Raw genomic sequence first — 14501 nt, forward strand, 5'->3', positions numbered from 1 at the left:
TGCACGGCAACCGCGGCCTGACGCTGCAGCAACCAGCCGATGATCAGGTCACCGACGCTGATCAGGAAGCGGACCGAACCGAGGCCCACCTTGTACAGGCTGGTGACGTCTTGCTGGGCCGCCACCAGGTACCCGGTCAGCGTGGCCGCCATCGCCTGGACGTCGGCCAGGGCCTTGGCCAGCAGCTCGCGCTCGGACTTCAGCCGGCCGTTGCCGGACTCGCTGTCGACGAACTTCTGGATCTCACCGGATACGTGGGCCAGCGCCGCACCCTTGTCGCGGACGATCTTGCGGAAGAAGAAGTCCTGCGCCTGGATGGCGGTGGTGCCCTCGTAGAGGGAGTCGATCTTGGCGTCCCGGATGTACTGCTCGATCGGGTAGTCCTGCAGGAAGCCCGACCCGCCGAACGTCTGCAGGCTCTCGGTGAGCTTCGCGTAGGCCTGCTCGGAGCCCACGCCCTTAACAACCGGCAGCAGCAGGTCGTTGATCCTAACGGCCAGGTCGGCATCCACGCCGTGCAGTGCCTCGGCGATCGCGGCGTCCTGGAACGTCGCGGTGTAGAGGTACAGCGCGCGCAGACCCTCGGCGTAGGCCTTCTGGGTCATCAGCGACCGACGCACGTCGGGGTGATGCGCGATCGTCACCCGCGGTGCGGTCTTGTCGGTCATCTGGGTCAGGTCGGCACCCTGGACGCGGGACTTGGCGTACTCGAGTGCGTTCAGGTAGCCGGTCGACAGCGTGGCGATCGCCTTGGTGCCGACCATCATGCGGGCCTGCTCGATGACCTCGAACATCTGCGCGATGCCGTTGTGCACCTCGCCCACCAGCCAGCCCTTGGCGGGCACGCCGTGCTGGCCGAACGACAGCTCACAGGTCGCCGAGACCTTCAGGCCCATCTTGTGCTCGACGTTGGTGACGAACACGCCGTTGCGCTCGCCCAGCTCGCCGGTCTCGAAGTCGAACAACACCTTGGGCACGAAGAACAACGACAGGCCCTTGGTGCCCGGCCCGGCGCCCTCGGGGCGGGCCAGCACCAGGTGGAAGATGTTCTCGAACAGGTCATCGGAGTCGGCGGAGGTGATGAACCGCTTCACGCCGTCGATGTGCCATGAGCCGTCGTCTTGCTTGACCGCCTTGGTCCGGCCGGCACCGACGTCCGAGCCGGCGTCCGGCTCGGTGAGCACCATCGTCGAACCCCAGCCACGCTCGGCGGCAACCTCGGCCCACTTCTTCTGCTCTTCGGTGCCCAGGTGGTGGAAGATCTGGGCGAACCCGGCGCCGCCGGCGTACATCCACACCGCCGGGTTGGCGCCGAGCAAGTGCTCGTGCAGCGCCCACAACAGCGCCTTGGGCATTGGCATGCCGCCCAACGCCTCGTCCAGGCCGACCTTGTCCCAACCGGCTTCGATGACCGCGCGCACCGACTCTTTGAAGCTTTCGGGCAGCGTCACGGAGTGGGTTTCCGGGTCAAAGACCGGGGGATTGCGGTCCGCATCGACAAAGGACTCGGCGACTGGGCCTTCGGCCAGCCGGCTCATCTCCGTCAGCATCTCGCGGGCGGTGTCGGCGTCCAGATCGCTAAACGCGCCTTCGCCGAATGACTTGTCAACGCCGAAGACCTCAAACAGGTTGAATACCTGGTCGCGCACGTTGCTCTTGTAGTGGCTCACTGGTTCCTCCTCGATGAGAACGCCACTTATGGTTGGATACTAAGCCTAAGTTACCCACCAGTAACACCGTAAAGCTATACCCATCAGTAACCGGATGCAACCGACTGTGAGCTAAATTTCATTGCCTAATTAACCAACTAGTTGGGTTCCTGCTGATCGCGACGGTGGCATACCGGTTCACCTGCGGTGATGATGGATAGGTGGCAATTGTGTCGACGGTCACCGCGCTGCCCGAAGTGGACCTACGCCACCCTGCTGGCCAACTGAGGGAACGCCTGCGCGAGGTGGCCCACGAAGTCGGCTTCTTCTACCTGATCGGCCATGACGTACCCGCGGCGCTGACTCGCCGGGTGCTGGCGGCGGCGCGGCGATTGTTCGCGCTGCCGCAGGCCGAGAAGGACGCTATCGCGATGGTGCGCAGCCCGCATTTCCGCGGCTATACCCGGCTGGGTGGCGAGCTGACCGGCGGCGAGGTGGACTGGCGCGAGCAGATCGACATCGGACCGGAGCGCAAGCCCGCTGATCGCTCCGCCGGCCCGGGCAATCCTGATTACCTGTGCCTGCAGGGTCCCAACCAGTGGCCGGCCGGGTTGCCGGAGCTGCCAGCGATCGTCGCCGAGTGGGACGCGGCGCTTAGCGCGGTGGCCCGCGGCTTGTTGCGGCATTGGGCGGCGTCGCTGGGCAGTCCGCCGAACGTTTTCGACGCCGCCTTCGCCGAGACGCCGGCCACCCTGATCAAGATCGTGCGTTATCCGGCGACTACGGCCGGCTCGCAGGGCGTGGGTGCGCATCGAGACGCGGGGGTGCTCACGCTGCTGCTCGCGGAGCCGGGCAGCCAGGGATTGCAGGTGCGGCCGGGCCGGAACGGCGGCGACTGGATCGACGTCCCGGCCCGTGACGGGGCATTCATCGTCAATATCGGTGAGCTGCTGGAGTTGGCGACCGGCGGCTACCTCCGGGCGACCGAGCACCGGGTGAATCTGCGTCATGCGGCGGATCGGATCTCGGTGCCCTACTTCTTCAACCCGCGATTGGACGCGCAGATCCCGACCTTGTCGCTGCCCCCGGAGCTGGCGGCGCGGGCGAGCCTGCGCGCGGACCCGGCCGACCCCATCTTCTCGGTTTACGGCCGCAACGCGTGGAAGAGCCGGTTACGGGCCCACCCCGACGTCGCTGCCGCGCACGGCTACGCATCGGGCGAGTAGGGTCAGGAATACCAAATCCTCCTCGATGCGAATGAGGCCCCGGTGAATCCGGCTGACAAGCTGACCCCGTCGTCACTGCGCGAGGCCTTCGGTCATTTCCCGTCCGGCGTAATCGCCATCGCGGCCGAGGTCGACGGCGTCCGCGAAGGGCTGGCCGCCAGCACGTTTGTCCCGGTGTCGTTGGAGCCGCCATTGGTGTCGTTCTGCGTGCAGAACACCTCGACGACCTGGCCGAAACTGAAAAGGCTGCGCGCGCTGGGTATCAGCGTTCTGGGCGAGGCGCACGACGAAGCCGCCCGCAGCCTGGCCGCCAAGACCGGTGATCGATTCGCCGGTTTGGAGACGGTGTCCAACAGCAGCGGTGCGGTGTTCATCAAGGGCACCAGCGTCTGGTTGGAAAGCGCGATCGAGCGACTCATACCGGCCGGAGACCACACGATCGTGGTCCTGCGGGTCAGCGACGTTCAAGTCGACGCGGACGTTGCGCCGATCGTGTTCCACCGCAGCGTTTTTCGTCGGCTGGACGTCTAGGGACGCTTGCCGAGTTCGTCGCGGTAAGCCTGCACGCGACGCTCGAGTTCCACGGCGTCCTGTTTGCGCCCCTCCTTGCGTGCGAGTTGGGCGCGCACCGACAGTTCGCGGATCGCCGTTCGAATGTCGTTGATGCTGGCGGGTTGTCCTCTAGCCATGTCCACCGCCTTCCGGGTTGTACGTGGCTAGGCGTTGGATACCCGGATCAGCGGTGGCCTAACACCGATGCTTGTCAACGACGGAACAGCTTGTTGCCCAGCCACACCACCGGATCGTATTTGCGGTCGGCGACGCGTTCCTTCATCGGAATCAACGCGTTGTCGGTGATCTTGATGTGTTCGGGGCAGACCTCGGTGCAGCACTTGGTGATGTTGCAATACCCGAGGCCATGCTCTTCCTGCGCCTGATTGCGCCGGTCCAGCGTGTCCAGCGGATGCATTTCCAGCTCCGCGATTCGCATCAGGTAACGCGGGCCGGCAAACGCCTGCTTGTTCTCCTCGTGGTCACGGATCACGTGGCAGACGTTTTGACACATGAAGCATTCGATGCACTTGCGGAACTCCTGGGAACGTTCCACATCCTCCTGCGCCATCCGGTACTCGCCGGGCTGAAGATCCTTCGGCGGCGCGAATGACGGTATTTCACGGGCCTTCTCGTAGTTGAACGAGACATCGGTAACCAGATCGCGGATCACCGGGAACGTCCGGATTGGCGTCACGGTAACCACTTCGTCTTCGGCGAAGGTCGACATCCGCGTCATGCACATCAACCGGGGCTTACCGTTGATCTCCGCTGAACACGAACCGCATTTGCCTGCTTTGCAATTCCACCGCACCGCGAGGTCGGGCGTCTGCGTTTGTTGCAGACGGTGGATGACGTCAAGCACCACCTCGCCCTCGTTGACCTCCACGGTGAAGTCCCGCAATTCACCACCGGCTTCATCGCCACGCCATACCCGCATGGTCGCGTTGTAGCTCATCAGCCTCTCCGTCCTGGGTGGTCGGCCAGCTCTTCGGCGGTGTAGTACTTCTCCAGCTCGGAGATCTCGAACACCTCCAGTAGATCCGGCCGCATCGGCACCTGGTCTTCGTGAGTGACCGAGATGTCGGGGATCACATCGTCGCCGCTTACAGCCTTGCAGACCAGCAACACCTTGCGCCACGACGAGTCCATCGATGGGTGGTCATCGCGGGTGTGGCCGCCCCGGCTCTCGGTGCGCTCCAGCGCGGCCTTGGCGACGCATTCGCTGACCAGCAGCAGGTTGCGCAGGTCGATGGCCAGGTTCCAGCCGGGGTTGTACTGGCGGTGGCCCTCGACGTGGATGTTCTTGAATCGCTCGCGAAGCTTGTCGAGCCGAGCGAGGGCCTCGGTGATTTCGTCTGCCTTGCGGATGATGCCCACCAGGTCGTTCATCGTCTGCTGCAGCTTTATATGCAACGTGTAGGGGTTCTCCGCGGTGGAGCCGTTGGTCGGTGTCTCGAACGGGGCCAGCGCCCGTTTAGCCGCCTCGTCGACGGCGTCGTCGGCGACCTTCGGACGGCTGCTCAGCGCGCGTACGTAGTCGGCGGCGCCCAGGCCGGCCCGACGGCCGAACACCAGCAGGTCCGACAGCGAGTTGCCGCCCAGCCGGTTCGACCCGTGCATGCCGCCGGAGCACTCGCCGGCGGCGAACAACCCGGCAACGGTGGCGGCGCCGGTGTCGGCGTCCACCTCGATACCGCCCATCACGTAGTGACAGGTGGGCCCGACTTCCATCGGCTCCTTGGTGATGTCGACCCCGGCCAGCTCCATGAACTGGTGATACATCGACGGCAACCGCTTCTTGATCTGCTCTGGTGTCAGCCGGGAGGCGATGTCGAGGTACACCCCGCCGTGCGGAGTGCCGCGTCCGGCCTTGACTTCGGAGTTGATCGCGCGCGCGACCTCATCGCGGGGCAGCAGGTCCGGGGTGCGACGGGCCGAGTCGTTGTCTTTGAGCCACTGGTCGGCCTCTTGCTCGGTTTCGGCGTACTGGCCTTTGAACACCGGCGGGATGTAGCCGAACATGAACCGGGTTTGGTCGGAGTTCTTCAGCACACCGCCGTCGCCGCGGACACCCTCGGTGACCAGAATGCCTTTCACGCTGGGCGGCCACACCATCCCCGTCGGGTGGAACTGGACGAACTCCATATTGATCAACGTCGCGCCGGCCCGCAGCGCCAAAGCATGGCCATCGCCGGTGTACTCCCAGGAGTTCGAGGTCACCTTGAACGACTTACCGATGCCGCCGGTGGCCATGACCACCGCCGGGGCCTCGAACACGATGAACCGGCCGCTTTCGCGCCAGTAGCCGAATGCGCCGGAGATCGCGTCACCGTCTTTGAGTAGCTCGGTGATCGTGCACTCGGCGAAGACCTTGATCCGCGCCTCGTAGTCGCCGAGTTCGGCGTGATCCTCCTGCTGCAGCGAGACGATCTTCTGCTGCATGGTGCGGATCAGTTCCAGGCCGGTGCGGTCGCCGACGTGCGCGAGCCGGGGGTAGGTGTGCCCACCGAAGTTTCGCTGGCTGATCTTGCCGTCTTTAAGGCGGTCGAACAGCGCGCCGTAGGTCTCGAGTTCCCAGACCCGGTCGGGGGCCTCTTTGGCGTGCAGTTCGGCCATCCGCCAGTTGTTCAGAAACTTCCCACCGCGCATGGTGTCGCCGAAGTGGGTCGTCCAGTTGTCTTTCGGGTTGGTGTTGCCCATCGCCGCGGCGCAGCCGCCCTCGGCCATCACCGTGTGGGCCTTTCCGAACAGCGACTTGCACACCACCGCAACCTTGAGGCCGCGCTCCCGCGCCTCGATAACGGCGCGCAAACCTGCGCCCCCGGCACCGATCACGACCACGTCGTAGGCGTGCCGTTCGACCTCAGTCATGAAACCTCACTCAACTTTCTGATATCCGTGAAAAGGCTTCTCAGCCAACAAACCTCAGGTCCGGGATGGCGCCGCTGGCCACCAGCGCGATGTAGAAGTCGGTGAGCATCAGAGTGCCCAGTGTGATCCACGCGTACAGCTTGTGACGAGTGTTGAGTTGGCTGACCTGGGTCCAGATCCAGTACCGCACAGGGTGTTTGGAGAAGTGCTTGAGCCGCCCACCGGTGACGTGCCGGCACGAATGGCAGGACAGCGTGTAGACCCACAGCATGATGACGTTGCCGACCATGATTACGTTGCCCAGGCCGAAGCCGAATCCACCCGGTCCGTTATCGGAATGGAACGCGACGATTGCGTCGTAGCTGTTGATCACCGAGATGATGACGGCGATGTAGAAGAAATAGCGGTGGGTGTTCTGGATGATCAGCGGGAATTTGGTCTCGCCGGAGTAGTGAACGCGAGGCTCGGCCACCGCGCAGGCGGTGGGCGACTGCCACACCGTGCGGTAGTAGGCGCCGCGATAGTAGTAGCAGGTCAACCGGAACAGCAGCAGGAACGGCAGCGTCAGCGCCGCGAACGGCAGCCACCACTGGTTAGGCAAGATCTGCGGCCAGAAGTCGCTGGCCTCACCGCAGGCCTTGCTGACGCACGGCGAGTAGAACGGCGTCAGGTAGTGATACTTCGGGACGAAGAAGTACTCCCGCTGGAACGCGCGCGCCGTCGCGTAGATGACAAATGCGGCGAATCCCAGGTCGATTCGCAGCGGCGACAGCCACCACCGATCGGTGCGTAGCGTCCGTTGCTGGATGTGGGCGCGCGTGGGTGAAAAGACACCGGACGCAGGACGGTTCGCTGTAGGTGCGCTCATGTGCTGTGATCCTCTTCGCGTGGCCTCGTCGGAGAGTACCCACAGCGAAGCGCATGCCCCCTCGCGGGGGGTCTATCAGGAACGACTGTGACCGCCGACACCCTCGTCGTCGACGTCGCGCCAAAAGTCGCTGTCATATTGGGTGTCGGGGATGACGATTTTCTCACCCGGTTGATCCACGGCGTGGCGGGCCAGATCCAGCTCACCGGCGTCGATGTCGAGCAACTCGACGTCGTTGAGGATCCGCTGGACGTCGTTGACCACCCGACGCATCGCCGGAGTGTCGCGGTATCGCGACCTCAACGACGTCACGCACCGCCGCAGTCCACCGATGAGCTCGTGAAGTTCGGCGAGCTCAGTAGTGCTGGACAACGGATCTCCCTGGGTAAAGGTGTTATGGATCACAGTACGGCACCCGATACTATCCAGCACACAGCGAAGGCGTGACACAGGTCATGCTCGCGAAGCGGGAGGCAGCCATGCCGGGACCCAGCGCATTGGCCGATCGGGCAAGGGCGCTACTGGCGCTGCATCAGCCGGGCAATCCGGTGATCCTGCCGACGGTGTGGGATGCCTGGTCGGCACGACTGGCCACCGATGCCGGTTTCGCCGCGCTGACGGTCGGCAGCCATCCCGTCGCCGACTCAATCGGCAAACCCGACAACGAGGGCATGTCGTTCGACGATTTGCTGAGCCGGGTCGCGCAGATCACCGCCGCGGTGGACGTCCCGGTCTCGGTAGACGTCGAATCCGGCTACGGGCTGCCGGCGTCGCGGCTGATCGACGGGCTACTCGGGGCAGGCGCGGTGGGGCTGAACATCGAAGACACCGTGCACAGCGAGGGCAAGCGACTGCGCTCGGCCGACGAACATGCCGAACTGGTCGGTGCGCTGCGCGCCGCCGCCGACGAGGCGGAGGTGCACGTCGTGATCAACGCCCGCACTGACCTTTTCCTGCGCAACGAAGGTGACGATTCGGACCGCGTCGAGCGGGCGGTGGCGCGCTTGAAGCAGGCCGCCGCTGCCGGTGCCGATGTCCTCTATCCCGTGGGCCGCCACGATCCGGAGACGTTGCGGCGCTTGACCTCTGAATTGCCGCTCCCTGTCAATGCGATCGCCTTACCCGATCAGGACGATCCCGCTTCGTTCGGTCCGCTGGGCGTCGGGCGGATCAGCTTCGGGCCGTTCCTCCAGGCCGCCTTGGGGACTCGGGCCAAGGAGATCCTGGCCCGCTGGGGCTAGCCGGACTATTCGACTGCGACGGTTCGTTAAACGAGCCGAAGGAGTCTCAATGAGGATGTCAAGCGGCCGCGGTGGTGGGCGTTGGCCTTTGGGGGCTGAATTCCCTGCCATCGCGCAGCAGGGCAAAGAGTACGTCGACGAGGCGACGGGCGAGTGCTAGGAGCGCTTGGGTATGGATGAGTCGTTCGGCGCGTTTGCGGTCGTAGAACTGCCGCGAGGGCCCCTCGGCGCGGATGCTCGACAGTGCGGCCATGTAGAACACGCGGCGCAGCCGTCGGTTGTAGCGTTTCGGCCGACGCAGGTTGCCGGTGATGCGGCCGGAATCCCTTGGCGCAGGCACCAGTCCGGCATAAGATGCCAGTCGTCCAGGGGTGGCGAAGGTGGTCAGGCTCCCGCCGGTAACAACGAGGAATTCGGCGCCGAGGCCGGGTCCGAATCCGGGCAGCGATTCAATGATTCGGGCGTAGGGGTGGTCGCGGAAGCGTTCCGTGATGGTTTTGTCGATGTCTTTGATCTCATGGTCGAGGTCGAGCAGCTTGCGGGCCAGCCGTTTGACCAGGGCGGCGGTGCCGGCCTCACCGGGCAGCGCCAGGGCCTGCTCGTTGGCCGCCGCCACCGCGGTGGCGGCGGTCTTGGCGATACCAGCGGGCCACGCGTTGTTGTCGACGAGATGAGCGCTGACACCGTCGATTCCGGCGGCGCGGATCTCACCCGGTGTGCACAGGCCGGCGACCAGGATCAGCGGCGTGCGGGCGGAGTAGTCGAATGCGGCTTCCAGGGCCGGGAAGATGGCGCCGAGCAGGGCGCGCAGCCGGTTGATGCCGCGCACCCAGTCGGCCATCAGGTCGGCCCGGTAGCCAGTCAGCTGAGTCAACTCCAGGACCAGCTCGTCGGGTATCGTCACTTCGCTCAGATCGCTGCGCAGTCGGGCAGTTTCGGCGATGACTCGGGCGTCTTTGGCATCGGTTTTGCCCTCACCGCGAAACGCGCCGGTCATCGTGCTGACCATTCGGCCGGGCACATAGACCACCATCTGCTCGGCATTCAACAACACGGTGATCAGCATCAACGCCAACGGACTGGTGAGATCGATCGCCCACCGCACCTCCTCGGCGGTGTTGCGGGCACGTTCGATCAGCAGCTCAATCGCGCGCTGTTCGTTGGCGACCCGCTGCGACCAGGACACCTTGCCCGTTGCGTCCACCACGCACGCGTGATGAACGGTTTTGCCAACATCGATTCCGACCCATACCAGTGGCCGCATCGTCACGCTTGTTCTCCTGTTTTTGCAGGTCAAGCCCGTGGACAGCCCCGCCATCAGGTCCCTAAACAGCGACGATTCGCATCAGATCTCAATCAGTGGCCGGAGCGTCCAGCACGGCGGGGCAGCCACTCCTTCGAAGCCACGCACACAACAGAAAATCATCAGCTACACCCCACCGCCCTGGGCATCCAGGGCACCAACCCCAGACACCTAACAACTTAGGGAGGCATCATGACCGGTTTTCACCGTGAACAGCACAACATGACCCGCGTCGACATCGCTACCGGTGTGGCGTTTGACGAGTTCGTGGCCAAGTTGGAACAAGCGGCGCCGCCGCTCGACCGGGCGGCGATGGAGCGGATCGCCGCAGCGGGCGGCAACTGGGACGACGTCCGCGCCGCCGTGGCCAAGAATGCGCCCAACGAGTTGATGGTCTACGCGAAGGTCGGCGGGACCGAGTTGCTGAGCTTAGCCGGACATCGCACCCGGGCGATCGAGTATCTGATCGGCAATCACGTCATCGCCGAGACCATGTTTCGCCACGACCCGAAGGCACTGTTGTACGCGCCGCTTCGGATGCTGGTCTACAGCGATTCCGACGGCAATGCGGTTTTCACCATGGACCAGCCCAGCGCGGCATTCGGCAGCCTCGGCATCGCCGAGGTGACCAAAGTCGGTGAGGGGCTTGATCGTAAGGTAGTCAACCTGCTGCGTGTCATCGGGATCGACGCCGAGCAGGCGTTCGCTTGATCTAAACCCGCGAATCCGGTGGAGCCGTTGGGCCCCACCGGATTCGAGTTGGTTGCGGAGTTCGCGTACTACTTCGTGATTTCGATGCGCTGCGCCTGAGTCCCGGCGTAAGCACCGGTGACCCGCACGGTCAGCACGCCCGCGTCGTACGACGCCGAGATGGCCTCGCCGGTGATGTGCGCGGGCAGCCGGAACGACCGGCGGAACGATCCGTAGCGGACCTCGCGCAGCGTGCGCCCGTCCTTCGCGGGGTCTTCGCCGGCCCTTTCGTCGCGGCGCTCACCGTGGATGACCAGGCGGCCGTGGTCGACCTCGACGTTGACGTCCTTCTCGACGTCCACGCCGGGCAGCTCCAGGCGGACTACCGCGTCCTCGCCGTCCTTGACGATCTCGGCGGCGGGGCTGAACCCGTCGGCTACCGGCTTGAACCAGTTGGTCGCGGGGGCCGGTTCAAAGAAATCGCGCATCCAGCGGTCGACATCCCACGCAGGTCGTGACCACAGGGTCAGGTTGCTCATTCGTATCTCCTCGTGCTTGGTGCTTGCCGACGCCTTGCCGGCCTACCGTTACAAACATGAGTCGACCACGCTTAAGTTCCACTTGGACGTTCGCCGTAAGCGAACAGGGTGCAACCGGGATCAAATCAATGCCACGTCCGCGCTTTCGTCGATCGCTAACCGATAACCGCGTTTGACTACTGTAACGATAATATTCCTGTCGCCCAATGCTTTTCGTAGTCGCAGCACCGCGGTATCCACGGCGTGAGGATCGCTGGCGCTGCCCGGCAGGGTCCGCAGCAGTTCCCTGCGGGCGACCACCACGCCCGGACGGTGAGCCAATGCGCGCAGAATAGCCATCGCCGCTGGAGACAGCGACTGGACCGTGCCGTCGACCACCGCGTAGGACCCGCGGATCTCGATACGATGGCCGGCCGCCTGCAGCGTGCGCGACCGCAGCACGGGCAGCTCCTCGGCGATATGTCTGGCCAGCGCGGCCAATCGCGTTCGTTTCGGTGACGACGTCGGAACCCCCAGGCGCGCCAACGGTTGTGCGGTGACCGGGCCCACGCACATTGCCCGGACATCTGTGCGCAGCGCGTTGAGCAGCTGGTCGGAGATACCGAGATCGCTGGCCCGCATCAGCGTCGCCGCCACCGCCGGCGCCGAGGTGAAGCTCACGGCGTCGAACTGTCGTTGGGCGATCTGGGTGATCAGCTGGTCGAAGTCGCCGCCCGCTGGCACCGGTCTCCACCGGTACACCCGGATCGGTACGACCTCGGATCCGGCGGAGCGCAGCTCGTCGAGGAATTCCGGAAACGGATCCCAATCCTCGGTCGCGCCGTGCAGCTGCACTGCGATGCGACAGCCGGCGATGCTGGATTGCCGCAGGTATTGCATGAGCTCGCGCGATGATTCGGTGTTCGGGGACCACTCCTCTGGCAGGCCGGCAGCGCGTAATGCGCCGGTGGCCTTCGCTCCGCGAGCCATGATCCGAGCGCCGGACAACGCCGCGGTCAATGGACCGCCCAGTTGCCATCCGTCGGCGGCGGCGATCCAGCCGCGAAATCCTACCCCGGTCGTCGCGATCACGATATCGGGCGGTCTGGCTATCAAAGCCTCTGTGTTGCGGTGCAATTCGTCGTCGTCGGGCAACGGGACCATGGTGATCGCCGCCGCACGGCCAACGGTGGCCCCGTGGCGGCGCAGCAGCGCACAGAGCTCGTCAGAACGCCGTGCACAGGTAACGGCCACCCGGTAGCCGGCGAGCGACGGCGCGGCTGGGTGACCCATATGAATTATGTATGCCAGGCAGATTTCGGCTGGATTACCGGGACTAGCCGGAACCGTTACCAGACGTCCCCGTCGCGCCAATCACACGTCAAGGGCGCGGTGGCGTCCAGGCTGATCCCGATCGGCAAGACGAACACCGAGCCGTCGTCGTCGGGGGTTCGCATAGACCCGGCGGGCGCCAAGACGGACGTCGGTCCGCGCCACGGCAGCCAACCGCGCAACGTGTAGAGCCGCCTCCCGCGGTCCGAGGAGCTGAGTGCGCCGAGCTGATAGCCGCCCCTGATGACTTGCTCGCACGCATTCAGTATCGCGATTGCCAGCCCTTGACCGCGCCAATCTTCGCGCACCGCCACGGCTTCGACGTAGCCGCAGCGCAACGCGGCACCGCGGTAGAGCAGGCGTCGTTGTACGACCGCTCCGTGCGCGATGATCGCACCGCGGTGCCAGATCAGGGCATGCATCCCGCCCAGCGCGTGGTCCCAGTCGGTGTCGGTGAACTCGCCGGCGAACGCGTCGTTGACCATTTCATACGCGCGCTGCCGAGCGTCGCTCTCGAGGTCGGCGGTGTGAACCAGGCGGGCGGTGTGTACCTGGGTGCGCACACTGCTGGTTTACCAGGTGGACTAGCCCGCCGCCACCGAACCGGAAGCGGAAGCCGTCGCAGCCCTGGGCCGCGACCAGTGCAGCCGCACGTACTGCCCGGGCCGCACCTGGGCGACCTTGTCAATGTCTTCGTCGGCGATCACACCGACCACCGGGTAGCCGCCGGTGACGGGGTGATCGGGACCAAGGATCACCGGTAAGCCGTTGGGCGGCACCTGGATCGCACCGCGGGTGGGCTCCCTCGCTGGGCAATACCCGATCGGGCGAACGGTACCGCAATGGCCGTCCCTCCAGGCGCATACCCACTCGGTCGCTGCGGTCAGAGGCCATCCAAATGGTGTGCACGAGGGCGTCGGGATCGACCAGCCAGTCGTCTCGCGGCCCGGGCGCCGCCAGTAGTTCCACCAGGTGCTCGGAGATCGGCGCGACCGGAGCCTGATCCAGTTCCGGGTACTCGTCGGTGTGTTCGCCGACGGGCAGGACGTCACCGCTTTGTAGCGGCAACGGGCCGATCGCCGACATCACGTCGTAGCTTCGCGAACCCAGCACCGGTGTCACGTCGATGCCGCCACGCACCGCCAGGTAGCTCCGAAACCCGAGTGTGGTGCGCCCAGCGAGATCACCTCGCCGTCGCGGACATGCTGAATACTGTTGGTGCCGAACATGTTTTCGCCGACACGCGGGCCGGTGTCGGCGCCAGTCACTGCGATGTCGACGTCGCCGCCGCGGACTCGCGCCGAGAATCCGCCGAAGGTCACCTCGATTGTGGCCCGGTCGTCGGGGTTGGCCACCAGCCGGTTGGCCAGCGTGTGAGAGCGCCGGTCGGCCGCTCCCGATCGGGTGACGCCGATATGGGCCAGCCCCACCCGTCCGAGGTCCTGGACGAGGGCCAGCGGTCCGGTGCGCAAGATCTCCAGAGTCGTCATTGGAGCTCTCCTTTCAGGCTCTTCGCACGCCTGCCGCTACGCGGCTCGGAACTGGACCCACATGCCCGGCGTCAGCAGCGCCGGATTCGGACGGTCGATATCCCACAGGACCAGGTCGGTGTGGCCGATCAGCTGCCATCCGCCGGGCGATCGACGTGGGTAGATTCCGGTGAATTCGCCGGCCAGGCCCACCGCACCGGCCGGGACAGAGGACCGCGGCTCCGACCGCCGAGGTACGGCCAGTCGCGGGTCACCGCCGACCAGATATGCGAAACCCGGTGCGAATCCACCGAATCCGACTTGCCAGGGAGTCGCCGTGTGGGCGTTGATGACTTGCGCGGTGGTCAGCCCGGTACGGTCGGCCACCTCGGCAAGGTCGGCGCCGTCGTAGACGACGTCGATCACCGTGGGTTCTTCCGGCGGAGCGGTGGCCACCATGTCGGGGGCCACCCGCAATGTGCGCAGTCGACGGCGGACGGCGCTCTGGTGGCGGGGGCCGTCGAGTTTCAGCAGCACGGTGCGGGAGGCTGGGACGATGTCAAGCACACCGGGCAGCGCGGCCTCACGTAACGCCGCCGCCCATGCCAATACGTCAGCGGTGCTGTCGAACTCCAGCAGCACCGCCTGATCGCCGTAGTCGAGAACGGTGTCGGCCACACCCAGATCCATCGCCACGCTCATTACTCGACAGTAACCCGTTGGCCGGGCAACGAAACCAGATTTTCGAGCACTGCCAGAGCTGCCTTAGCCAACCCTCA

General features: G+C 65.2%; 15 protein-coding genes and 1 pseudogene. 4 read left to right on the top strand and 12 right to left on the bottom strand.

Features of this window, described 5'->3' with window-relative positions; translation table 11 throughout:
• Window positions 1-1670, bottom strand: a 1670-nt coding sequence (locus tag ACLQI9_RS03965; RefSeq protein ID WP_442391109.1) for an acyl-CoA dehydrogenase, incomplete at its 3' end; no start/stop codon positions are given.
• A 209-nt stretch (window positions 1671-1879) separates the two neighbouring features.
• Here ACLQI9_RS03965 and ACLQI9_RS03970 point away from each other — a divergent pair.
• Together ACLQI9_RS03970 and ACLQI9_RS03975 are read left to right on the top strand one after the other, a co-directional pair.
• A complete protein-coding gene (locus ACLQI9_RS03970) occupies window positions 1880-2875 on the top strand; it encodes an isopenicillin N synthase family dioxygenase (protein ID WP_442391131.1) in 996 nt (331 codons plus the stop codon).
• A gap of 42 nt (window positions 2876-2917) precedes the next feature.
• Window positions 2918-3406 (top strand): flavin reductase family protein, encoded by a 489-nt coding sequence (locus tag ACLQI9_RS03975; RefSeq protein WP_442376308.1) that lies wholly within the window; start codon window positions 2918-2920, stop codon window positions 3404-3406.
• Here ACLQI9_RS03975 and ACLQI9_RS03980 read toward each other — a convergent pair.
• The 5 genes from ACLQI9_RS03980 to ACLQI9_RS04000 form a co-directional block, all read right to left on the bottom strand.
• Window positions 3403-3564, bottom strand: coding sequence for a hypothetical protein (locus ACLQI9_RS03980; RefSeq protein WP_442376307.1), 162 nt, complete (start codon window positions 3562-3564; stop codon window positions 3403-3405). The genes ACLQI9_RS03975 and ACLQI9_RS03980 overlap by 4 nt on opposite strands.
• 74 nt (window positions 3565-3638) lie before the next feature.
• Complete coding sequence (locus tag ACLQI9_RS03985) at window positions 3639-4385, bottom strand: succinate dehydrogenase/fumarate reductase iron-sulfur subunit (RefSeq protein ID WP_442376305.1); 747 nt, start codon at window positions 4383-4385, stop codon at window positions 3639-3641.
• Window positions 4385-6301 (bottom strand): fumarate reductase/succinate dehydrogenase flavoprotein subunit, encoded by a 1917-nt coding sequence (locus ACLQI9_RS03990; protein WP_442376303.1) that lies wholly within the window; start codon window positions 6299-6301, stop codon window positions 4385-4387. The genes ACLQI9_RS03985 and ACLQI9_RS03990 overlap by 1 nt, the downstream gene beginning before the upstream one ends.
• Window positions 6302-6341: 40 nt before the next feature.
• On the bottom strand, window positions 6342-7169 hold the full coding sequence (locus tag ACLQI9_RS03995) for a hypothetical protein (protein WP_442376301.1): 828 nt from the start codon (window positions 7167-7169) through the stop codon (window positions 6342-6344).
• Between the two features lie 75 nt (window positions 7170-7244).
• Window positions 7245-7541: a hypothetical protein gene (locus tag ACLQI9_RS04000; protein ID WP_442376299.1), complete on the bottom strand. Its 297-nt coding sequence runs from the start codon at window positions 7539-7541 to the stop codon at window positions 7245-7247.
• 107 nt (window positions 7542-7648) lie between these two features.
• Between ACLQI9_RS04000 and ACLQI9_RS04005 the strand changes: the two genes are divergently transcribed.
• The gene (locus tag ACLQI9_RS04005) at window positions 7649-8410 is read left to right on the top strand and encodes an isocitrate lyase/PEP mutase family protein (protein ID WP_442376297.1); all 762 of its coding nucleotides are present in this window, start codon (window positions 7649-7651) and stop codon (window positions 8408-8410) included.
• A 58-nt stretch (window positions 8411-8468) separates the two neighbouring features.
• Here ACLQI9_RS04005 and ACLQI9_RS04010 read toward each other — a convergent pair whose 3' ends face one another.
• Entirely contained in the window at window positions 8469-9674 is a 1206-nt protein-coding gene (locus ACLQI9_RS04010) for an IS110 family transposase (protein WP_442391133.1), read from the bottom strand.
• 231 nt (window positions 9675-9905) lie between these two features.
• Here ACLQI9_RS04010 and ACLQI9_RS04015 point away from each other — a divergent pair, with 231 nt between their 5' ends.
• Window positions 9906-10424 (top strand): DUF302 domain-containing protein, encoded by a 519-nt coding sequence (locus ACLQI9_RS04015; protein ID WP_442376296.1) that lies wholly within the window; start codon window positions 9906-9908, stop codon window positions 10422-10424.
• Between the two features lie 68 nt (window positions 10425-10492).
• On the opposite strand, the gene ACLQI9_RS04020 is transcribed toward ACLQI9_RS04015, so the two are convergent.
• From ACLQI9_RS04020 to ACLQI9_RS04040, 5 genes and pseudogenes are all read right to left on the bottom strand, one after another.
• Entirely contained in the window at window positions 10493-10942 is a 450-nt protein-coding gene (locus ACLQI9_RS04020; protein WP_442391111.1) for an Hsp20/alpha crystallin family protein, read from the bottom strand.
• A 120-nt stretch (window positions 10943-11062) separates the two neighbouring features.
• Entirely contained in the window at window positions 11063-12214 is a 1152-nt protein-coding gene (locus tag ACLQI9_RS04025; protein WP_442376292.1) for a uroporphyrinogen-III synthase, read from the bottom strand.
• Between the two features lie 56 nt (window positions 12215-12270).
• On the bottom strand, window positions 12271-12816 hold the full coding sequence (locus ACLQI9_RS04030; RefSeq protein ID WP_442376290.1) for a GNAT family N-acetyltransferase: 546 nt from the start codon (window positions 12814-12816) through the stop codon (window positions 12271-12273).
• Between the two features lie 21 nt (window positions 12817-12837).
• Window positions 12838-13743: pseudogene (locus ACLQI9_RS04035) on the bottom strand (5-oxoprolinase/urea amidolyase family protein).
• A 36-nt stretch (window positions 13744-13779) separates the two neighbouring features.
• Window positions 13780-14424: a 5-oxoprolinase subunit B family protein gene (locus ACLQI9_RS04040; protein ID WP_442391113.1), complete on the bottom strand. Its 645-nt coding sequence runs from the start codon at window positions 14422-14424 to the stop codon at window positions 13780-13782.
• Window positions 14425-14501: the final 77 nt, after the last annotated feature.

Source organism: Mycobacterium sp. (assembly GCF_052143115.1).
In the GTDB taxonomy this organism is placed as follows: Bacteria; Actinomycetota; Actinomycetes; order Mycobacteriales; family Mycobacteriaceae; genus Mycobacterium.

Excerpts from the sequence above, each read along its gene's own strand:
- ACLQI9_RS03980 (WP_442376307.1), bottom strand. The coding sequence starts at position 3,564 with ATGGCTAGAGGACAACCCGCCAGCATCAACGACATTCGAACGGCGATC.
- ACLQI9_RS03985 (WP_442376305.1), bottom strand. The coding sequence starts at position 4,385 with ATGAGCTACAACGCGACCATGCGGGTATGGCGTGGCGATGAAGCCGGT.
- ACLQI9_RS03990 (WP_442376303.1), bottom strand. The coding sequence starts at position 6,301 with ATGACTGAGGTCGAACGGCACGCCTACGACGTGGTCGTGATCGGTGCC.
- ACLQI9_RS03995 (WP_442376301.1), bottom strand. The coding sequence starts at position 7,169 with ATGAGCGCACCTACAGCGAACCGTCCTGCGTCCGGTGTCTTTTCACCC.
- ACLQI9_RS04005 (WP_442376297.1), top strand. The coding sequence starts at position 7,649 with ATGCCGGGACCCAGCGCATTGGCCGATCGGGCAAGGGCGCTACTGGCG.
- ACLQI9_RS04010 (WP_442391133.1), bottom strand. The coding sequence starts at position 9,674 with ATGCGGCCACTGGTATGGGTCGGAATCGATGTTGGCAAAACCGTTCAT.
- ACLQI9_RS04015 (WP_442376296.1), top strand. The coding sequence starts at position 9,906 with ATGACCGGTTTTCACCGTGAACAGCACAACATGACCCGCGTCGACATC.
- ACLQI9_RS04020 (WP_442391111.1), bottom strand. The coding sequence starts at position 10,942 with ATGAGCAACCTGACCCTGTGGTCACGACCTGCGTGGGATGTCGACCGC.
- ACLQI9_RS04025 (WP_442376292.1), bottom strand. The coding sequence starts at position 12,214 with ATGGGTCACCCAGCCGCGCCGTCGCTCGCCGGCTACCGGGTGGCCGTT.
- ACLQI9_RS04040 (WP_442391113.1), bottom strand. The coding sequence starts at position 14,424 with ATGAGCGTGGCGATGGATCTGGGTGTGGCCGACACCGTTCTCGACTAC.